The sequence below is a fragment of the Nocardia sp. NPDC050412 genome (assembly GCF_044458825.1).
GTDB lineage: Bacteria > Actinomycetota > Actinomycetes > Mycobacteriales > Mycobacteriaceae > Nocardia.
Genome location: NZ_JBITIJ010000024.1, coordinates 1 through 19,733, shown reverse-complemented (window position 1 = coordinate 19,733; position 19,733 = coordinate 1). Strand labels below are relative to the sequence as shown.

Genomic DNA, 19,733 nt, shown 5'->3' with positions numbered 1-19,733 from the left:
CCTTCCAAGGGCACCAACCGTCGATGAGGTTTGCACATGGTCTTACGCGTGTCGGTATTGCGAGAACGCCGGGGGTACCGGCGGATGGCGTCTATCGCCGCGGCCGTGGCGGTCGCGGTCGCGCCGCTGTTCGTTGTCGCTCCGCAAGCGCACGCGGAGGCCACCGTCGAGCGGATCGAGCGCACCTCCCCGCAGCAATGGCAGATATACGTGCACTCCCCCGCGATGAAGCGGACCATTCACCTCGACGTACTGGTACCCGCGAATCAGTCGGTATCCCGGCCAACCTTGCTGTTGCTGGACGGAAACGGAGCGTCGGAATCTCAGCCGGCGAGCACTTGGACGCTGCGCGGCGGTGCCAAGGAGTTCTTCGCCGACAAGCCGGTCAATGTGGTGATGCCGGTCGGCGGCGGGGGAACCTACTACACCGACTGGTTGCAGGACGATCCCAAAATCGGACACCAGAAGTGGGAAACCTTCCTCACCTCGGAGTTGCCGCCGCTGATCGACCGTGAACTGAAAGGCAACGGGGTCTACGCCGTCGGCGGACTTTCGATGGGAGCGGGAGCGGCGGCCATTCTCGCCGTGCGCCACCCCGACATGTTCCGAGCCCTGGCAGCCTTCAGCGGTTGCTACTCCACCGACGGTGTCGGCCAGCTCTCGGTGCGCCCCGTGGTCGAATCGAAGGGCGGCAACCCGGACAACATGTGGGGTTCCGCGGGCAACCCGGAGTGGGCGGCGCACGATCCGAGCAAACACCTCGACACGCTGCGCGGAAAACCGGTCCACCTGTACATGGGCACCGGCGTGCCCGGCCCCGACGATGCCCCGTTCGACGATCGCTGGTCGTGGCCCAACGACCCGCTCCGGGCGAACGAGATCGAACAGGTATCGCACGACTGCACCCTTGCTCTCACGCCCGCCATGAAACTCTTCGGCGCCGACCTCTCCATCGACTACGCCGCCGTCGGCGTCCACTCATGGCCGTATTGGAAGACCGCCCTGCCCAAAGCCTGGCCGTCCCTGAAGGCAGGCCTCGGCGTATAAGAGCCAGCGCCCGCCGCGCGCCCCAGCGGTGCACTGTCGGCGATGCTTATCTGCACTAGGCGTATACGGCCAATCCGAAGACCAGACTGAACAAGTCCGGACTTCTCTCGTGGGTTACCAATGCCGTGGTCCTTGGACCACCGCGGGTTGCGGGCTCGCGGAGATCGACATCGACGCTGAGGGGCCCGACCGGCCACCGGCTGATTCGGGTCCGAGACATCCTCTTCTGACCACGCAACCTACGTCTGCTGTCTCCTGAGGTACTCCGGGTCGAGGGTTACTACATCCCAGGAGGTGGCGGTCGGTCCTGGGCCGCATTCCACCATCTGCGGTGCATCAGTGCCGGAGATCAACATCCAGCGGGGGTAGCTCAGCATGGTCTGAGCGTGCCAATCGAGTAGAGGTAGGTGGTGATGGCGACAATCGCGATGGCGAGGCCGAGTACGAAGGCCGATGCTCGATCATGGTGGTTGGTGCGGTGGTCCATGGCTTCCTCCCGTGCCGGTAGCTGTAGTCGGTGCGGTATCCGGATACGGCGGGGCCGGCGCGCGGTGTTGCTGGCACGCCGGGCCCCACGATGAACTGTCCCGGTCAGGGCAGGTTCTGGGTGAAGAAGTTGGTCAGCTTGTCGAAGGGGATGAGTTCGGTGCGGTCGTAGAGGTCGACGTGGCCGGCGCCGGGCACGATCACCAGTTCTTTGCGGTCACCGGCGAGGCGGTAGGCCTCTTCGCTGAATTCGCGGGAGTGGGCGTTCTCGCCGGTGATGAACAGCATCGGCCGCGGAGAGATGGTCTCGATGTCGTTGAACGGGTAGAAGTTCATGAACTTCGCGTTGCTCGACAGCGTCGGATGGGTCGTGGTGTCCGGGCTGGCGCCCTCGGGAGTCACGGCTCCGCGCTGGGTGCGGTAGAAGTCGTAGAACTCGCGCTCGATAGGGGTCGATTCGGCCGTCAGCTCGTGAACGGTGCCGCTGGTGTATTCGGTGGGGCCACCGGTGAATTCGACATCACGCTGTGCGGCGGCTCGAGCGAGGATCGCCTGACGCTGCTCGGGAGTGACGGAATGGTTGAGCCCGTTGCGGTTGGCTGCGCCCATGTCGTACATGCTGACGGTGGCCACAGCTTTGATGCGTGGGTCGATCTTGGCGGCGGAGATGACGAAGCTGCCGCTGCCGCAGATTCCCAGAGCACCGATGCGTTCGGGATCGACAGTGTCTTGGGTGCGCAGGTAGTCGACACCGGCGGAGAAGGTTTCGGTGTAGAGGTCAGGGGCGACGGCGTTGCGGGGTTCACCGCCGCTGCCGCCCCAGAACGCCAGGTCAAGGGCGAGGGTGACGAAGCCTTGTTCGGCCATCTTGGTGGCGTAGAGGTTGGCGCTCTGCTCCTTGACCGCGCCCATCGGATGCCCGACCACCATCGCCGCGGCCCGGGTGCTGGGGGCGAGGTTCTTGGGGACGAACAAATTGCCGGTGACGTCCATCTGGTACTGGTTCTTGAACGTCACCGGCTGCATGGTGACCTGGTCGCTGGTGTAGAAGTTGTCCGCGCCGCGCGACAGGTCACCGGGGGCCAGGCCCGCGATCGGTGTCACAGGCGTGGCGGATGTTGTGGCCGAGTTGGCGCCGGAGCAGGCCGAGGCGGCCAGAACTGCGAGGGTGGCGATACCGGCGCCGGCGATGCGGGTCCAGCGGCGCGGATGTCGTCGCACGGTCGTGATGGTGGTCATGGTGGTGCTCCTGGTGCAGGTTTCTTCGGTGGTCAGACAGTGAGCAGGGTTTTGATCGCGCGGCGTTCGTCCATCGCCTTGTAACCCTCCGCGACGTTGTCCAGAGGGAGAGTGAGGTCGAAGACCTTGCCGGGGTCGATCGTTCGATTCCAGATACGGTCGATGAGGTCGGGCAGGAACCGGCGCACGGGGGCGGGGCCGCCAAGAAGGTGGACTTCGGCGAAGAACAGCTGGTCGGCGGGCAGGGTGACGCCGTCGTGGGCGACACCGACGTAGCCGACGTGTCCACCGGAGCGCGCGGAGTTGATGGCCTGCATCATCGATTCCTGGCTCCCGACGGCCTCGATGACACTGTGGGCGCCGAGACCGTTGGTGAGATCCTTGATCGCGGCCACACCTTCGTCGCCGCGGGTTTCGACGATGTCGGTGGCGCCGAACTCGCGGGCCAGAGCCTGACGATCGGCGTGACGCGACATGGCGATGATCCGTTCGGCGCCGAGTTGTTTGGCAGCCAGGACACCCATCAGCCCGACTGCGCCGTCGCCTACCACGGCCACGGTCTTTCCGGGTCCGGCCGCGGCGGCGTCGGCGGCGAACCAGCCGGTGCCCAGCACGTCGGACGCGGCCAGCAGCGACGGGATCAGGTCGGGTTCGGGCATGGCGGGGGTGGCGACGAGGGTGCCGTCGGCGTAGGGGATGCGCGCGAGTTCGGACTGGGTGCCGATGGTGCCGGCGACGAATGAGCCGTGCACGCAGCGGGATTGGAATCCGGCACGGCAGATCTCGCAGGTGTTGTCGGAGATCACGAAGGAGCCGACGACGAAGTCACCGACGTTCAGGGTGTGCACGTCGGAACCGATTTCTTCGACGACACCGACGTATTCGTGCCCCATGAGGGTGTGATCGACCGGTTCGACACCACGGTAGGGCCACAGGTCCGAGCCGCAGATGCAGGTGGCGGTGAGCCGGATGATCGCGTCGGTGGGTTCGACGATTTTGGGGTCTTCGCGGTCGACGACGCGAACATCGCCGGGGGCGTACATGACAACTCCACGCATGGGGTGTGTCCTCTCGATTCAGGGTGGTTCAGCGGGCGATGTAGCCGCCGTCGACGGGCAGTGCGACGCCGACGACGTACATCTGGGTGACCATCGGGGTTTCGATGGTTCCCGGGCAGATGGCGTTGACATGCCGCGTGGCACGAGGGATGCCCTTTCTGTTCGGTGCTCAGGCGGCGGTGATGGTGAGGGTGGTGCCGGCGTTGGCGGCGGTGATCGCGTCGAGACCGCCCTCGATCTCGCCGATCATCACGATCCCGGGGGCGGGGATGCGGAAACCGTCTTCGCGGTAGTAGATGGCCAGGTCGTGGCTGGGCGCCCAGTAACCCAGTTGCCCGGCGCGGTAACCGGATTGGCCCTGCCCGTCGGCGAGTTCACGCGGCAGCGTCCCGGCCTTCTCCCTGCCGCCGAGATCGTGAATGGTGAGGGTGACCGGTAGCAGCGAGGCGAAATCGCGGGCGGTGGGGTTGTCGTAGAGCCGCGCGGTGGCTTCGCTGGTGTCGATACGCAGTCGGATCTGCATGAACGTTTCCTCCTGACCTGGCGGTGTCGTCGCCGGTTGCCAGGCACGCGCGGGGAGGGCCGGGGTAGTTGTTTCCGGGGCGTCGGAGCAGGCCGTGATCACCGCCGTGGCCGCTATCGCGCTCACGGCGATCAGGGTGCACAGGTAGCTCCTGTCGGTTGCGGTGCGGCGCATGCTCAGCTCACTCCGATCAGAACCCGCTGGGGCTGCCGGCCGGGTCGCGTCGGCGTGTTGTCGCTGCGCGGACCAGTTCGGTTGGCGGCGAGGAAAGCGATCGGGATCAGCGCGGTCGTGGTGATCGTCGCGCCCAGCACCGCGGGTCCGGTCACGCCGAGGGCGGTGGACAGGGTGGTCGCAGCCAGTGCCGAACCGGCGGCGGTGCCGAGGTTGAACGCCGCGGTCGCCAGGGAGGACGCCAGCCGGGAGCCGTGCCCGGCGAACCGCATAGTCTGCGCGATCAGCACCGGGTTCGCCCCCAAACCCGACGCACCCAGCGCGACGACCAGGGCGACGACGATCGTCGAGTGGCTCGCCGTCGCAGCGAGGACGAGCAGCAGTAGCGAGGTGGCGGCGATCGCGGTGGTGATGGTGCCCAGCGGCCACCGGTCACCGAGCCGACCGCCCAGCGCAGTACCGGCCAGCGCACCGATACCGAATCCGACCAGCACCAGCGGGACCAGCGCCGTGGCAATACCGGCGCGGTCGGTCAGCAGCGGGCTGATGAAGCTGTAGGCGCCGAGGAACCCGGCCTGGGCCAGGGTGATCGCCGCCAGCACCGCCCACACCCGCCACGGACGTACCGCGGCGACCTCGGCCCGCACCGACACCTCGTCCGTGACGCGGTGGGAGGTCGCGGGGGCAAAGCGCAGCACGGCGACGATGGCGGGAACAGCCAGTGCGGCGAGGATCCAGAATGGGCCACGCCATCCGGTGAGCTGCCCGGCGAAGGTGCCCAACGGAACGCCGGCGACCACCGCCAGGCTCAACCCGCCCGACATCACCGCCAGCGCCAGCGCGCTCGCCCCCGGTCCCGCGGCCGCCGCGGCGACGACCGCGCCGGTCGCCCAGAACGTGCCGGTCGCCAGCGCCGTCACCACCCGGGAGACGGTGACGACGGTGAACGAGTCGCTGACCGCGGCCACCACGTGCCCGGCCGCGAACACCGCCAACGCACCGACCAGTGTGGCCCGAGCGGGCAGCCGCAGGGTGGCCAGCGCCATGACCGGCGGGCCGATGATCATGCCGACCGCGAACGCGGTAACCAGCAGGCCGGCCCGGGCGATGTCGACCCCGAGATCGGCGGCCACGTCGGGCAACAGGCCGGCGATCATGAACTCGGTCGTGCCCATCAGGAAGATCCCGGCGGCCAGCACGTACACCAGCACAGGCAAACGGGTGCTCGGGCGGTCGATGGTCGGCGTGCTCATCTCACCTCGTCGATGTCGAAGAATTGCGGGACTCGGAGCTGTCGGCTCCGCAATCCATGCAACGCGGCGCAGCGCGGTTGTGGGAGGTGTAGATCAGAGGGGTGCTGGCAACACCCCTCTCACAGCACCTGGCAAACACGCAGGCCACGGGCCTAGCCTCGATCACATGGAGTCGAGCAGCCGCGCCGCCGAGATCGGCCAGTTCCTGGCCTCACGCCGCGCCAAGATCACCCCCGAAAAGGTCGGGCTGCCGGTCTACGACGCCGCCAAGCGCCGCGTCCCGGGCCTGCGCCGCCAGGAAGTCGCCACCCTGGCCGGGCTGTCGGTGGACTACTACACCCAGATCGAACGCGGCAAGGTCAACAGCGTCTCCGAGTCGGTGCTCGACGCCATCGCCCGCGCGCTGGAACTCGACGACGCCGAACGCTCCCACCTGTTCGATCTGCACCGCAACGCCCTGATCAGCCCGCAACGACGCCCGCGCCGCGCCGCGAAGACCGTCCGTCCGGGCGTGCAGAACCTGCTCGACACCTACAGTGGGCCCGCCTTCGTCCGCAACGCCCGCCACGACCTGGTCGCGGGCAACCAACTCGGCTACGCCTTCTACAGCCCCCTTTACCCCGACCCCCTGCACCCGGACGTCTCCAAGCCGGTGAACTTCGTGCGGTTCTGCTTCCTGGACCCACGCGCCCACGACTTCTACCCCGACTGGGACCACATGGCCGACGGTGCGGTCAACCTGCTACGCACCGACGCCGGCCGCGACCCCTATGACCGCGGCATCTCCGACCTGGTCGGCGAACTGTCCACCCGCAGCGAGGAATTCCGGGTCCGATGGGCCAAACACAATGTGCGCCTGCACTACACCGGCACCAAATCCTTCCATCACCCCGTCGTCGGCGACATCAGCATCGGCTACGAAACCATGCCGCTGCCCGCCGACCCGGGGCTGGTCGTCAACTTCTACACCGTGCAACCGGCCACCCCGTCGGCTGATGCGATGACCCTGCTCGGTACCTGGGCTGCCACCAACATTCACCCGCCCGCGCCCGCCGATCAACCCGCCACCACGGCCGGCGAATAGCTCGTCACCCCAGCGTTTTGAGAGCAAGAGAATGACCACGATGGCGATATGCCGGTCACGGAGGGGTTTCCACGGCGGTGACCGATCCGATTCGAGGCACAGACGCCGGGCGATGCGCGGTCAGCGGCGCGCGGTCAGCGGCACGCGGCGTCGCCTTCTCGGCTGACCGCGCACCTTTTGCGCGCAACGCCGGGACTGGTCGGAGGTGCGCGGCTGACTGATAGCGAGCGGTGGCGGGGAATACGGTGCGTGTGGTTTGGGTTACACACCGTAGCCGTGGTGTCTGCGCGGCGGAATCCAGTGCGACGGTGGGAGATTCGATGAGCGTACGAGCGGTATGGAACGGCACGGTGTTGGCCGAGAGCGACGACACCGTAGTGGTCGAGGGCAATCATTACTTTCCGGCGGGAACACTGAAGACGGAGTACTTCCGGGACAGCGATACGCATACCGTGTGCGGATGGAAGGGGCTCGCGTCCTATTACACGGTCGAGGTTGAAGGCGCGAAGAATCCGGATGCCGCGTGGTACTACCCGGATCCGAAGCCGGAGGCCGAGCAGGTGCGCGATCGGGTCGCGTTCTGGAAGGGCGTCGACATCGTCGAGGTGTAGTCCGCTCGGGGCGTCGGCGCGCAGAGGTGGCGGGTACCGGGTAAGAACGATGGCATGCGACATCCGGCCAGTCCGATCCTCAATGCGCTGACCTTCATGCCCGATCGGCAGATCGTGCAGACGCCGTCGGTCCTCGAGATGGACTACACCGAATTGTCCATCCGCACGACGGACGACGAGATACTGCAGGGGTGGTGGTTGCCCGCCGCCCGCTCGATCGGGCACGTCCTGTTCGCGCACGGCAATGCGGGCAATATCGGCGACCGGGTGCCGATCTATGCGCTGCTCACCCAAATCGGTTTGGACGTACTGACTTTCGACTACCGCGGCTACGGCCGAAGCACCGGGCGCCCCACCGAGTACGGCACCTACCTCGATGCCCACGCGGCGCGGGAGGTGCTGCTGAAACAGCCTGGCGTCGATCCGGATCGAGTGCTCTATCTCGGGAAATCGCTCGGCGGCGGGGTGCTGCTCGAACTGGCGACCGAGCATCCGCCCACAGGACTGATTCTGATGTCCACTTTCACCGGTCTGCGTGACGCGGCCCGCTCGGTATATCCATTCCTACCCAGCCCGTTCGTCCCGGACGCCTATCCGAGCCTGCGCCGCATCCGCAAGCTGCGCGCACCGATCTTGATCATGCACGGCGACCAGGACGAACTGCTGCCGCTGCGGCACGCCGAGCGGCTGTACGCGGCCGCACCCGAACCGAAGCGATTGGTGGTCTTTCCCGGCGGCGGTCACAACGATCTGATCATCTCGGCCAGGGTCAGTTGGCCGGATCTGATCCGCACTTGGGCGAGTGATCTGCTCAACCCGTGACGGCGCTCGTGCGTAGCCTGGCGATATGAGCGATTTGGGTGAGATCACCGCGCGCCTCGCGGCACTGTCCGATGACGAACTCTTGGCAGTGCTCGGTACCGCCACCGCGGGGCGGCCTCGGCTCTCGTGGGTGCACACCGCGGTCGCGGAAGCCTCGGGCCTCGGTCATGCGGGCCCCGATGCGGGTGTGAGTCCCACCACGGTCACGCCGCAACCGCATGATCAAGAGTCGGGCGTCGGCGCATCCGAGCAGGTCGGAGGCTTTTCTCCGGTACCGGCGGTACCGGTACCGCCGACCGGTATCCCGTCCGGACCCGAGGTGGGCGGATATTCGTCCGGCGGCGTACCTACTTTCGAGTCAGTTCGCGATAAGGTCGAGCAGCGTTTCGGTACCGCGCAGGGGATGGGCGAACTCGACCGGCAGACTCCTGCGGGCCGCAGCGCCGACGAACAATGGGAGACGCGCGAGAAAGCGGCGCGTGAGCGTCTGGCTCAGATACGGAAATCGTTGCACGGCAATGATGTCGAATGAACGATCCGTAAGCTGACCGAGCGCGACGGACTACGAATGTGATGGTGATATTCGATGAGCGAGCCGGGTGAGATCGCCGAACGGCTACTCGATGCCCAAGTGGAATTCCTGCTGGCCGAGGTGAGCGGCGAGCGCTTCACCGAGGTCGTCGCTCGTGACGTGGAATCGGTGATCGAGGTGGCCGACACCCTCATCTTCCGCGATATCGTCGGCATCGACCAGGCCAAGGAGACGGTTCGCACCGTCATCGACCTGATCGGCGGCAGTCCGGTCATCGCGGATATGGTCGGGGTATTCGCCGACTCGATCTACGACAATATCGCCGCCAACAACGACTACACGCTGGGCCAGGTCGTCGACCGCGAACCGGTCGAGGCACTGCTGGAGAAGATCTTCGGTATGCACCAGGCACAGGAGCGCATCCTGGAGCGGCTCACCGAGAGCCCGCTGGTCGCCACCGTCGCCTCGAAGTTCGTGGATAAGCTGATCTCCGATTTCATGGAGGCGAACAGGCAGATCGCGGGCAAGATTCCGGGTGTCTCCTCGCTGATCTCCATGGGACAGTCGGCGGCCAAGACCGCCAAGAAGGCCACCGAAAGCACCTTCATCGGCGATATGGCGGGCAAGGGCGCGGTATTCGCGCTCAAGCGCACCAACAATGCCATTCGGGAGATGTTGCGCGACGCTCCGGTACACGATGCCGCGATGGAGTTCTGGGATCTGCACGCCGATGAGCCGGTGAGCGGTCTGCGGGACTACCTGACCCAGAAGGATCTGAACGAACTGGTGCTGCTCTGCTACGAGATCGCGGTCACCACCAGGGAGAAGGAGTATTTCGGGCTGCTCGTCGACGAGTGCGTGGATGTCTTCTTCACCAAATACGGCGATTACACGCTGGCCGCGATGCTGCCGGAACTCGGTCTGTCCGGCGACGATATCGCCAAGGAGATCCTGCGCTACGGCCCCGCCGTTATCGAGGGCGCGAAGCGAAATGGCGTACTGGGCAAGCTGATTCGGGAACGACTCGAGCCGTTCTACACCTCGGACGTGGTGCTCGGAATCCTGGGTGAGGCCACCAGCTGATCCGGCGGGCCCACGCCCGGCGCGACCGGGCGTGGGCACTCAACGGGCGAGGTGATCACCGTTGCGGACCTCTTCGACTGTGCGGCTGATCATTTCGCGCAGTGTCGAGGTGATGCGCTGGCGATCGGTCGGCTTCACGATGACGGTACGACTGCCGAAACTTACATAGCGCCCATCATTTTCGAAATCTGTGATCTGGAAGTCCTTGCGGCCCTTGGTATGCCGATTGTCCACACTGCCGAGCGGGTAGACGCCGACATGCACGGTGGCAGTGGTCGGCCGACGGAAGAACTTGTCGAACTCCTCGCGAATCGTCGGACGCCACGCGTCGCGCACCACGGGCGGTGGCTTCTCCAATTCCTCGACCGGCACCTGCATCGGTTTGCCTTGTCCCGGACGGGTTTCCGGCAATACATCGACCACGGCGGGGGCCAGGTCATCGGCCGATAGGAACAGCAGGTCCACATCTCCGCCGTGCTCGTGATCGGGCCCCGGCTCCTGGATCGCCAATGCGGCGTGCTGAAAATGCACCCCACCGTGTGCGCGAATCTTCCGCTCGTTACGCGGACCGTGGAACCCCGCCACCTCCACGCGCGCCTCCGGTGCCAGCAGCACCTCGACGGACCGCACCAGATCGTCGTCCAACTGTGGGACCACCACCTCGGCCGCGGCCCGACGCAACCGATTCGAATCTTCCTGGAAGACCTCGGTGGAGCGATGTCGCAGCGGATACGGGAGCACATCCCGTCCGGTCGACTCCCAGAGCACTCGGAATTCGAGCGCGGTGAAACGCCACCGCCGCGCGGTTGTCATGCGGTCTTCCTGTCTTTCCGGCGATCACAGCTCCGCCTCCCTGGCGCTCGGCTCCGCTGCGATCGTTGACGCTGTGTCCTTGGTGCCCTCGTCGCGTTCGGTCACTCACCGATGACCGGCGGGACCGTCTTCGGCGCGCTGTCGAGCCCGATGAGCTCTTCGCCGTTCTGCTGGTTGATCAAGTAGTCGGGGACGCCCTTGGTGGACTCGTTCTCGTCCTTGCCGCCGCGGCTGCCGGGTGAGCCCATGCCGGACATACCGCTGCGGCCCGTGGTCGCGGCGGTGGTCGTTGCCGCCGCGGCGGAGGTAGCGGTGCCAGTGGGTGCGCCGGTGACGGTTCGGCCCGGGGACTGGCTGGTCGTGCCGGGTATGCCACTCGGGCTGCCCGAACCGGTCGACGAGCCTGTGGTGGTCGGCATTGTCGTCGACGACGGGTTGGTCGCGGTGGTATCCGGCTTTGTCGTGGTCGGCTCGGTGCTGGCAGTGGGTGTCGTCGAACTATCCGTCGACTGGGTATTCGACGGGTCGGTGGACTGGCCATCCTCGGTGCTCGCGGGCTCCTGCTTTCCCGTCGGCTCGGTGCCGCCGGTGGAAGTACCGGGCTGGCTGCCACCAGGGCTGTAACCCGGTCCCACGGTGGGAGTTTCGCCCGGCTTGGCGGTGGGGTTATCGGGTTTCGGAATGACCGGGACGTTGGTGTCGGTCTCCTCGATGACCGGCGCGTACACGGTGCGCAGCACGCGAACCGCCTCGGCGTGCGCGGTGCTCTCGGCCTCGTCGTTATCGCGCCAGCCACGGCCCGCTACCCAGTGCCGAGCGTTTTCGACATTCGACCGGAGCTCGGGAGCATGCGGCACAAGGGCTTTGGTCGGTTCCAGGCCGGTTTTGAGTTCGGCGACCTTGCTGCCGGTCAGCTTGGCGGCATTGGCGAGTTGCATGGCCTGGGTGCTGTAGTCGCTGACAGCCTTGGCGACGGCATCGCGCGACGCACCCTTCCAGATGCTTTCATCGGTCGCGCGTTCCATCGCCTTGTTGAAGGTGTTCAGCGAGGTCTCGGCGCGTTTGCCGATCTCATTCCATGCGGTCGCCAGGTTGTCGACGGCGGTGATGTCGATCTTGTCGACCTTTTCGCGCAGTTGGGAGGTCGTCGGAGTATCGAAGTCGTCGCGGTTGTTGACCGAACGCGGCCGGTAGTCACCGTGGAAGCCGATGCCATTGGCGGTGCTGCGGACACCGTCGCGCTGTTGGTTGTATTTGGTCTGCACGGCGGCCGGATCGACCCCCGGTTGACGTTCCTCGCCCGCGATCCAATCGGTGAGACTTCCGAGCATCGCGGAGCCGAGATCGCCTGCGCTCCACTCGAACATGCCGAATCCCATGGCTCAACCGCCCATCGATCGCAGCATCAACGTCACTCGGTGCGCCATCCCCACCCTCTCGACCCGTCCGGAGATCCTTACCATATCAAACGGTATCCCCCACCTGCCGCGCGACGAATCGGCTCTGCGCTGGACACTCGACGAGCAAATCGGCCCGCGAGCAGTCCCCCCGGTTTCAGCCGCACAACACCGCGGGTGTCAACCGGCGATCAGGACCAACCCCTCTGGCCATCCCCGACCTGACCATGCGGTGACGCCTCGACCTACGAAAGCGGCACCAGAGGAGTGCCATCCATGGCTTATCGCGGACGAAAAATTCGACCGCCGCGCCAAATCCGAGTTCGCGCAGAGCTTGTGACTTTCAGCTCGGCGTGTCATGCGGAGCGTCGGTGTGTGACCGCATCGAAGGTCTGCGTCAGCTCAGCGGGCGACATGCGAGTGCAGCTGCGACACAGTGGCATCGGCAACTCAGCGGTCGCGAGCGACACTCGACCTTCTTCGGCCGCCCGCGCGGTATGCCCTCAGCCACAACGCAAACCGGCCCCGGACGGGATTTCCATCCGGGGCCGATTTCAGTCGACTACCCCCGCAGCACCGCGCCGACCGCGCCGGCGGCCGCAGCGACTGCCGAGTCACGCGCGGCACTCGCCTCGTCCTCGGTCAGGGTCCGGTCGGTGGCACGGAAACGCAGGGCATAGGTGAGCGACTTGCGTCCCTCCCCCGCTTGCGCGCCCTCGTACACATCGAACAGGGCGATATCTTCGAGCAACGTACCGCCGCCAGTGCGCAGCGCCGATTCGACCGAGGCAGCGGGCACCGACTTGGCGACGCTCACCGAGACGTCCTGCAGTACCGCCGGGAACGGGGAAACCACTGGGACGGGCCGAGATTCGCGCAACGGCAGCGCATCGAGATCGAGTTCGACGGCACAGGTGCGCGGCGGCAGACCCGCCCGCTCCAAAACGGCCGGATGCAATTCACCCGCATGCCCGATGACCTGACCATCGACCACCAGCTCGGCGCACCGCCCCGGATGCCACGGCAGATAGACCCCTGGGCGACGCTCGATGCTCACCCCCGCCGCATCGGCGACGGCGTCGGCGAGCGCGAAGGCATCGGCGGCCTCCGCCGGACGTCCGGCACCCCACGGCCCGCGCGGTTCCCGCCGACCCGTCAGCACCGCCCCGATATGCACCGGCTGCGCGGGCAGCGAATCGATCAGCTCCTCGATCTGCGCATCGGTCGGACGACGATCCACCGGCAACGCCGCCACCGCACGCACATTGGGACCTGGCAGCACTACCTGCGCGATCCCGAAGATCGCGAGATCGCGCGCACCCCGAGAGATATTGCGCGCGGCCACTTCCAGCAGCCCCGGCAGCAGCGTGGTCGCCAATTCCGCGCGCTCCACATCGAGCGGGTTCAGCACCCGCGTGGTGTTGCGGCGCGGATCGTCGGCGGCCAAGCCCCAAATGTCGAAAATCCCGGCGGCGAGGAACAGCGGCGGCGGCACCTCGACGCATCCGGCGAAGCCCAGCGCCCGACTCACCGCGCGCCGACGGCGCTGCGCGGCGGTCAGCCCGCGCCCGGCCGGCGCGGTCGGAATGACCGACGGAATCTGCTCCAGCCCCTCCAGCCGCAGCACCTCTTCGACGAGGTCGGCGGGCTGGGCCAGATCCGGCCGCCAGCTCGGCGGCGTGACGACGAGCTGTCCGTGCCCGGTGGTCTCATCGACACCCACCTCGACCGTGCAGCCGATCTGCGCGAGCCGACGCGCCGAGGTGCCGGTCGGATACACCACGCCGGCCACCCGATCGGCGAGATCGATATCGATCCGGATCGGCGGCGCGGCAGGCACCGGCACACGCACATCGGTGAGGGCGGATTGCACTGTGCCACCGGCGATTTCGGCCAGCAGCGTGGCAGCGCGATCGAGCGCGACGACATTGATCTCCGGATCCACGACCCGCTCGTAACGCTTACCAGCCTCGGAGACCAGCTTGTGCCGGCGCGCGGTCCGGTAGACCAGCAGCGGATTCCAGGTGGCGGCCTCCAGCACGATATCGGTCGACTCCGCGCCGACTTCCGTTGTCGCACCGCCCATTACACCCGCGAGGGAGACCACACCGGAATCGTCGGCGATCACCACATCCTCGGCATCGAGCACCCGCTCGACCTCGTCCAGAGTGCGCAGCGTCTCACCGTTGTCGGCGGTGCGCACGACGAGACCGCCGGTGAGCTTGGCCGCATCGAAGGCGTGCAGCGGCTGGCCGAGCTCGAGCATCACATAGTTGGTGACATCGACCGCGGGCGAAATCGGGCGCACACCCGACAGCAGCAGCCGACGCTGTAACCACCAGGGGCTCACCGCATTCGGGTCGATACCGATGACCCGGCGCACCGCGAAACGGGTGCACTTGGACTCCGGTTCGAGCCGGACCGGCCACGCGTCCTGCTCGTCATCGGCCAGTGTCCGCACCGCCGGATCCGCGTATTCGAGATCGAATCCGCACGCCAGTTCGCGCGCAAGACCGCGGGCCGAGAAGCAGTACCCGCGATCCGGCGTGATGTTCAGCTCGATGACCGTATCGTCGAGTCCGAGCAGCTCATTGGCGTCAGTGCCCGGTTCGGCAGTACCCGGCTCGAGCACCAGAATGCCCGAATGATCCTTGCCGATACCGAGTTCGGCGACCGAGCAGATCATGCCGTTGGACACATGCCCGTAGGTCTTGCGCGAGGAGATCTGGAATCCGCCCGGCAGCACCGCGCCCGGCAGCACCACGACGACCAGGTCGCCAACGGCGAAGTTCGTTGCGCCGCAGACGATCTCCTGCAGATCGGGGTTGCCGACATCCACCTTGCAGAACCGGATCGGCTTCTTGAACTCGGTCAGCTCGGTGATCTCGGCGACGCGACCGACCACCAGCGGCCGATCGATATCACCGGTCACCCGCTCGAGCTTGTCGACCTCTTCGACCTCCAGCCCGACGCGGACGAATCCGGCATCGAGCTCCTCCGGGGTCACCGACCAGTCGGGGGTGGTCCGGCGCAGGATTTCGGTCAGCCAGGACTGCGCTACTCGCACTTGACGTTTCGCTCTCTCGATCGAAGGTTCGTTGGAATCGACAAGCTCAGGACCGAACACCGAAGGGCAGCGTGAAGCGCACGTCGCCCTCGACGATGTCCCGCATGTCCGGGATGCCGTTGCGGAACTGCAGCGTCCGCTCCAGCCCCATACCGAACGCGAACCCGCTGTACACCTCGGGATCGATCCCGCTGGCGATCAGCACCTTCGGGTTCACCATGCCGCAGCCGCCCCATTCGACCCAGCCCGCGCCGCCCTTCTTGTCCGGGAACCACACGTCGACCTCGGCCGATGGCTCGGTGAACGGAAAGTAGTTGGGGCGCATACGCGTGCGGGTATCCGGCCCGAACAGGGCGCGCGCGAACGCGTCCAGGGTGCCGCGCAGATGCGCCATAGTCAGACCCTTGTCCACCGCCAGACCCTCCACCTGGGAGAAGACCGGGGTATGGGTGGCGTCGAGTTCGTCGGTGCGGAAGGTCCGGCCGGGGCACACCACATAGATCGGCAGCTCGCGCTCGAGCAGCGAACGCACCTGGACCGGTGAGGTGTGCGTGCGCAGCACCTGCCGCGAACCCTCCGGTGCGATATGGAAGGTGTCCTGCATCGTGCGGGCCGGATGATCGGGCAGGAAATTCAGCGCGTCGAAATTGAAGTGCTCGGTCTCGACCTCGGGCCCCTCGGCGACCTCCCATCCCATCGCGACGAAGACATCCGCGATCTGCTCGGAGATAACCGTGATCGGATGGCGCGCTCCGACGGCGTCCCGACGCGCGGGCAGCGTCACATCGATCGCCTCGGCGACCAGCACGGCCGCGTCACGCTCGGCGAGCAGCACCGTGCGGCGCGATTCGAAGGCCTCCGATACCCGCGCCCGCGCGACATTCACGCGCTTGCCCGCGTCCGCCTTCTCCGACTTCGGCAAGCTGCCGAGCGCACGCTGGGCCAAGGCCAGCGGCGCCTTACCGCCGAGATGCTCGGTCTTCGCGACCGCGAGCGCATCGAGATCGGCGGCCGCCGCAAACGCCTTCTCGGCCTCCGCCGCGGCGGCGGCCAATGCCTCTTCGCTCAGCGCTGCGTTCTCGACTCCATCGTTGTCGTCGGCCACGATCGTTCGTCTCTCCCCTGGGGATCGGTTGGCGGGTCCGCGTAATTGCCTACCCACATTGCTGCTGGTCGAATCGTATTCGATGCGCCGCGGCCGATTCATCCGGATTACCGCTGTGGCGCTTGCCGAGCGTGTGCCAGCTCGAACTTGCGCAGTTCACCCACGGCCAGCGCGGCTCGACGGCCAGCGGCAATTCGTTGATCGCCACAGCGCGCCGCAGTTCCATTTCCGACGACGAACAGCGCGTACCCCGCGACGAGGACCAGGATTGCGAAGAGCGCACGCTTAGGCCTCGCCGCAGGTTGCGCCCTGTTCGATGCCCGGCACGCACCACTCATGTCCAAAGGCCCGTCGTGATAGGGCCCGGAAGTGGCGCGCACCCTGCGACGGCGGCCATACCAGAACGCAGCTGTGCGCCCGCCCCACGCGAATGACATGGGGCGGGCGCATAGCCGCCGATCAGTGCCGCGACGATCAGTCCACTGCGGTGATGCGGCTGGGCAACAGCCGGGAAAGCACCGCGCCCACCGCGACGATCGCGGCGCCGACCCACACGGCGGGAATCAGACCGTCGACGAAGCTCTGCGGATCGGTGTAGGAGCCGTGTGAGGCAAAGACCGACGCCAGCACGGCGACACCCATGGCGACACCCACCTCACGGATGGTGCTGTTGGTGCCCGAAGCCATCGCCCGATCCGCTGGACTCGCACTGGCCATCACCACGGTCGCACCGGGTGCGAATGTCAGCCCCATCCCGATGCCACCCAGCAGGAACGGACCGACGAATGCGAGGTAGCTCGCGTCGACCGAGGCCACCGCCGCCATCCAGGCCAGGGCCACCGCCAGCAACGTCTGTCCGGCCGTCAGCAGATTCCGCGCGCCGACCCGATCCACGACCAATCCGGCCAGCGGCGCGACCACCATCGGCGCCATCGTCCACGGCATGGTCCGGATACCGGATTGCAACGGCCCGAAGCCCTGCACTACCTGGAAATACTGCGCCAGCAAGAAGATCGAGCCGAAGACGCCGACCGAGAAGGTGAAGACGGTGGTATTGCTCACCCGAAATGCGCGGGAGCGGAACAATCGCAGCGGCAGCATCGGATCCGGTGTCCGCAACTCCCAGGCGATCAGCAGGCCGAGCAGCACCGCACCGCCGATCAGTGCGGCCAGCACGCCGGTCGAGGTCCAACCGTCATCGGCGCCGTGGATCACGCCCCACACCACCGCGAGCACGCCGCCCGCGGACAGCACCAGCCCGAGCGGATCCAGCCGCTTGGCCCGCCCGTGCGATTCGGTCAGCACCCGCGCCGCGAAGGGCAGCGCCAGCACGCCGATCGGCACATTCACCCAGAAGATCCACTGCCAGCTCAGTCCCTCGACCACCGCACCGCCGATCAGCGGTCCGAGCGCGACGCCGAGCCCGGAGATGCCACCCCAGATGCCGATGGCGGCACTGCGCATCTTCTCCGGGACCGCCGATGACAACAGGGTCAGCGAAAGCGGCATCACCGCGGCCGCACCGAAACCCTGAATCGCCCTGGCGGCGATCAACATCCAGGGCTCGCTGGCCAGCGCGCACGCCGCCGATGCCGCCGTGAAGACCGCGATACCGGCCAGGAAGATCCGGCGGCGACCGAGCCGGTCCCCGATGGACGTGGCGGTGAGCAGCAGCGATGCGAAGGCCAGCGTGTAGGCGTTGACGAACCATTGCAGATCGGCGAGGGAGGCGCCGAGTTCGGTGCGGATCACCGGCAGCGCATTGGTCACCACCAGGTTGTCCAGCGTGACCATGAACATCGGGATGCCGACCGCGGCCAGCACGGCCGCCAGCGCGCGGCCGCCAGCATGCGGTTCGACGGGCGCCTGCGGGGCGGCGGTTACGAGTGTCTCGGACATGTCCAGCCTTTGTTGTAATCGACTGATAACTAACTGCTCGGACAGTATGCATCGACTGATAACATGTCAAGGGCAGGCGGCCGACGACGAAGTGGAGCACGATGGCGAGTCCAGCCCGAACCCGGATGACCGCGACCGAACGCAGCGCGGAAGTATTGCGCGCGGCCATCACCGCATTCGCCGAATCAGGTTATGCCGCAACGAAAACCGATGAGATCGCGCGACTGGCCGGAGTTTCGCAGCCATATGTGATCCGCCTGTTCGGCACCAAACAGCAACTGTTCCTGGCCGCGGCGAACCAAGTATGCGACCGCATCGAAGACATCTTCCGCGCGGCCGCCGCCGAAGGCATCACACCCGACTCCACGCAGGACGAGAAGATGCGCGCGCTCGGCCAGGGCTACAAGACGTTCCTCAACGAACGCGAACTACTCCTGGTGCTGCTGCATGCCTTCGCCGCCGCCTCCGATCCGGCCATCGGCCCGAACGTCCGCGAACGCTTCGGCGGCATCTACAGCGTGATCCAAGAGCTCACCGACGCCTCCATCACGGAGATTTGCCGCTTCCTCGGCAACGGCATGCTGCTCACCGTGATGGCCGCAATGGGTGTCGCCGGCCCCGATTCGGTCGAGGTCTGCTGGGCCACCGACATGCTCGAAAGCCTCCGCGCCGAGGCGGATTAGCCGATCTTTCCCGTGCGGTGACGGCAAGGTCTGCGGATGCACAGTTTTGCTCACGGTGATCGAGACCGATGGCAACGGCGTCGTGGTGCCGGAAAATGCGCCGAGACCGCTTCGTCGCGGTTGATGGCAGCGCAGTCGATTTGTCCCCACGACCATGTCAGGAGTATCTCGCTTGACCACATCACTGCCGGTGAATCTCAAGCACACCAATGATATTCACCCCTCGGTCGATGTACCGCTGATACGCGAGGCGGTATGTCCGGAGCGGACGTTGTGGTCGCCGGCGGAATTGCGGGAATTGACCAGGTCGGTTGCCGATGCCATGGCAACACCGCTCCTGGACATCGTTCGGTTCGATCCGCAGCAACGTTGGTGGACCCGGCTGGCGCTGACCATGGGCGTCGAGGTGTGGCTGCTGTCGTGGGCACCGGGACAGGGCACCGAACCGCACGATCACGGCGGTGCGTCCGGCTCGTTCACGGTATCCATCGGTGAACTCGGCGAGGAATACCGTCATCCCGGCGGCCCGGTCCGCACGACGCAATGGCGAGCGGGCGAAACTGTCGCCTTCGGACCTGAACGCGCGCACCGGCTGCGCAATCACAGCACCCGCCCGGCCGCTTCGGTACACGCTTATTCACCACCGCTTCGACCGGTCCGCGAGTACCGCGCGCTCACGGATTTCGTGGGCGTATGAGCGAGCGAACATTCAACACAGCCGCCATGGTGGTCATGACGGAGCCGAGCGCTAGGGAGGCGCAATCATGAGACACCTTCTGTCAACCTCAGGCGGCGGTGAGGGCTGCTTGGGCGCGTTGGCGGTTGCTGAGGTGGGTGTTTTCGTCGTAACGCAGGCC

At 66.5% G+C, this 19,733-nt stretch carries 18 protein-coding genes; 8 read left to right on the top strand and 10 right to left on the bottom strand.

The features are described from left to right. Window positions 1–36 precede the first annotated feature (36 nt). A complete protein-coding gene (locus ACIBI6_RS38545) occupies window positions 37–1,047 on the top strand; it encodes an alpha/beta hydrolase (protein ID WP_396959950.1) in 1,011 nt (336 codons plus the stop codon). Between the two features lie 239 nt (window positions 1,048–1,286). On the opposite strand, the gene ACIBI6_RS38540 is transcribed toward ACIBI6_RS38545, so the two are convergent. The 5 genes from ACIBI6_RS38540 to ACIBI6_RS38520 form a co-directional block, all read right to left on the bottom strand. Next, a complete protein-coding gene (locus tag ACIBI6_RS38540) occupies window positions 1,287–1,424 on the bottom strand; it encodes a hypothetical protein (RefSeq protein ID WP_396959948.1) in 138 nt (45 codons plus the stop codon). Window positions 1,425–1,638: 214 nt separating this feature from the next. Continuing rightward, window positions 1,639–2,772, bottom strand: coding sequence for an alpha/beta hydrolase (locus tag ACIBI6_RS38535; RefSeq protein ID WP_364352296.1), 1,134 nt, complete (start codon window positions 2,770–2,772; stop codon window positions 1,639–1,641). A 32-nt stretch (window positions 2,773–2,804) separates the two neighbouring features. Then, window positions 2,805–3,830: a zinc-dependent alcohol dehydrogenase family protein gene (locus ACIBI6_RS38530; RefSeq protein ID WP_364352299.1), complete on the bottom strand. Its 1,026-nt coding sequence runs from the start codon at window positions 3,828–3,830 to the stop codon at window positions 2,805–2,807. A 169-nt stretch (window positions 3,831–3,999) separates the two neighbouring features. After that, the gene (locus tag ACIBI6_RS38525; protein WP_396959946.1) at window positions 4,000–4,527 is read right to left on the bottom strand and encodes a cyclophilin-like fold protein; all 528 of its coding nucleotides are present in this window, start codon (window positions 4,525–4,527) and stop codon (window positions 4,000–4,002) included. Between the two features lie 2 nt (window positions 4,528–4,529). Further along, the gene (locus ACIBI6_RS38520; protein WP_396959944.1) at window positions 4,530–5,780 is read right to left on the bottom strand and encodes an MFS transporter; all 1,251 of its coding nucleotides are present in this window, start codon (window positions 5,778–5,780) and stop codon (window positions 4,530–4,532) included. 166 nt (window positions 5,781–5,946) lie between these two features. Between ACIBI6_RS38520 and ACIBI6_RS38515 the strand changes: the two genes are divergently transcribed. The 5 genes from ACIBI6_RS38515 (at window position 5,947) to ACIBI6_RS38495 (ending at window position 9,912) form a co-directional block, all read left to right on the top strand. After that, complete coding sequence (locus tag ACIBI6_RS38515; protein WP_396959942.1) at window positions 5,947–6,864, top strand: helix-turn-helix transcriptional regulator; 918 nt, start codon at window positions 5,947–5,949, stop codon at window positions 6,862–6,864. Between the two features lie 320 nt (window positions 6,865–7,184). Next, window positions 7,185–7,475: a DUF427 domain-containing protein gene (locus tag ACIBI6_RS38510; protein WP_329406503.1), complete on the top strand. Its 291-nt coding sequence runs from the start codon at window positions 7,185–7,187 to the stop codon at window positions 7,473–7,475. 54 nt (window positions 7,476–7,529) lie between these two features. Further along, window positions 7,530–8,297: an alpha/beta hydrolase gene (locus tag ACIBI6_RS38505; protein WP_396959939.1), complete on the top strand. Its 768-nt coding sequence runs from the start codon at window positions 7,530–7,532 to the stop codon at window positions 8,295–8,297. 25 nt (window positions 8,298–8,322) lie between these two features. Then, window positions 8,323–8,829, top strand: a complete 507-nt coding sequence (locus tag ACIBI6_RS38500; protein WP_396959937.1) for a PspA/IM30 family protein — start codon at window positions 8,323–8,325, stop codon at window positions 8,827–8,829. Between the two features lie 54 nt (window positions 8,830–8,883). Further along, on the top strand, window positions 8,884–9,912 hold the full coding sequence (locus tag ACIBI6_RS38495; RefSeq protein WP_396959935.1) for a hypothetical protein: 1,029 nt from the start codon (window positions 8,884–8,886) through the stop codon (window positions 9,910–9,912). Between the two features lie 39 nt (window positions 9,913–9,951). Here the strand turns inward: ACIBI6_RS38495 and ACIBI6_RS38490 are convergent, their stop codons facing one another. The 5 genes from ACIBI6_RS38490 to ACIBI6_RS38470 form a co-directional block, all read right to left on the bottom strand. Next, window positions 9,952–10,725 (bottom strand): ESX secretion-associated protein EspG, encoded by a 774-nt coding sequence (locus ACIBI6_RS38490; RefSeq protein WP_396959933.1) that lies wholly within the window; start codon window positions 10,723–10,725, stop codon window positions 9,952–9,954. Window positions 10,726–10,826: 101 nt separating this feature from the next. Beyond that, the gene (locus tag ACIBI6_RS38485; RefSeq protein ID WP_396959931.1) at window positions 10,827–12,092 is read right to left on the bottom strand and encodes a hypothetical protein; all 1,266 of its coding nucleotides are present in this window, start codon (window positions 12,090–12,092) and stop codon (window positions 10,827–10,829) included. 592 nt (window positions 12,093–12,684) lie between these two features. Beyond that, a complete protein-coding gene (gene pheT, locus ACIBI6_RS38480; protein WP_396959929.1) occupies window positions 12,685–15,189 on the bottom strand; it encodes a phenylalanine--tRNA ligase subunit beta in 2,505 nt (834 codons plus the stop codon). A 46-nt stretch (window positions 15,190–15,235) separates the two neighbouring features. Continuing rightward, window positions 15,236–16,294: a phenylalanine--tRNA ligase subunit alpha gene (gene pheS, locus ACIBI6_RS38475; protein ID WP_396959927.1), complete on the bottom strand. Its 1,059-nt coding sequence runs from the start codon at window positions 16,292–16,294 to the stop codon at window positions 15,236–15,238. Between the two features lie 474 nt (window positions 16,295–16,768). Then, a complete protein-coding gene (locus tag ACIBI6_RS38470) occupies window positions 16,769–18,193 on the bottom strand; it encodes an MFS transporter (protein ID WP_396959925.1) in 1,425 nt (474 codons plus the stop codon). Window positions 18,194–18,294: 101 nt separating this feature from the next. Here ACIBI6_RS38470 and ACIBI6_RS38465 point away from each other — a divergent pair, with 101 nt between their 5' ends. Both ACIBI6_RS38465 and ACIBI6_RS38460 read left to right on the top strand, forming a co-directional pair. Further along, window positions 18,295–18,876 carry a TetR/AcrR family transcriptional regulator gene (locus ACIBI6_RS38465; RefSeq protein ID WP_396959923.1) on the top strand — a complete coding sequence of 194 codons (582 nt, stop codon included), beginning with the start codon at window positions 18,295–18,297 and terminating at the stop codon, window positions 18,874–18,876. Window positions 18,877–19,048: 172 nt separating this feature from the next. After that, window positions 19,049–19,573 (top strand): cysteine dioxygenase, encoded by a 525-nt coding sequence (locus ACIBI6_RS38460; RefSeq protein WP_396959921.1) that lies wholly within the window; start codon window positions 19,049–19,051, stop codon window positions 19,571–19,573. The last annotated feature ends 160 nt before the right edge of the window (window positions 19,574–19,733 follow it).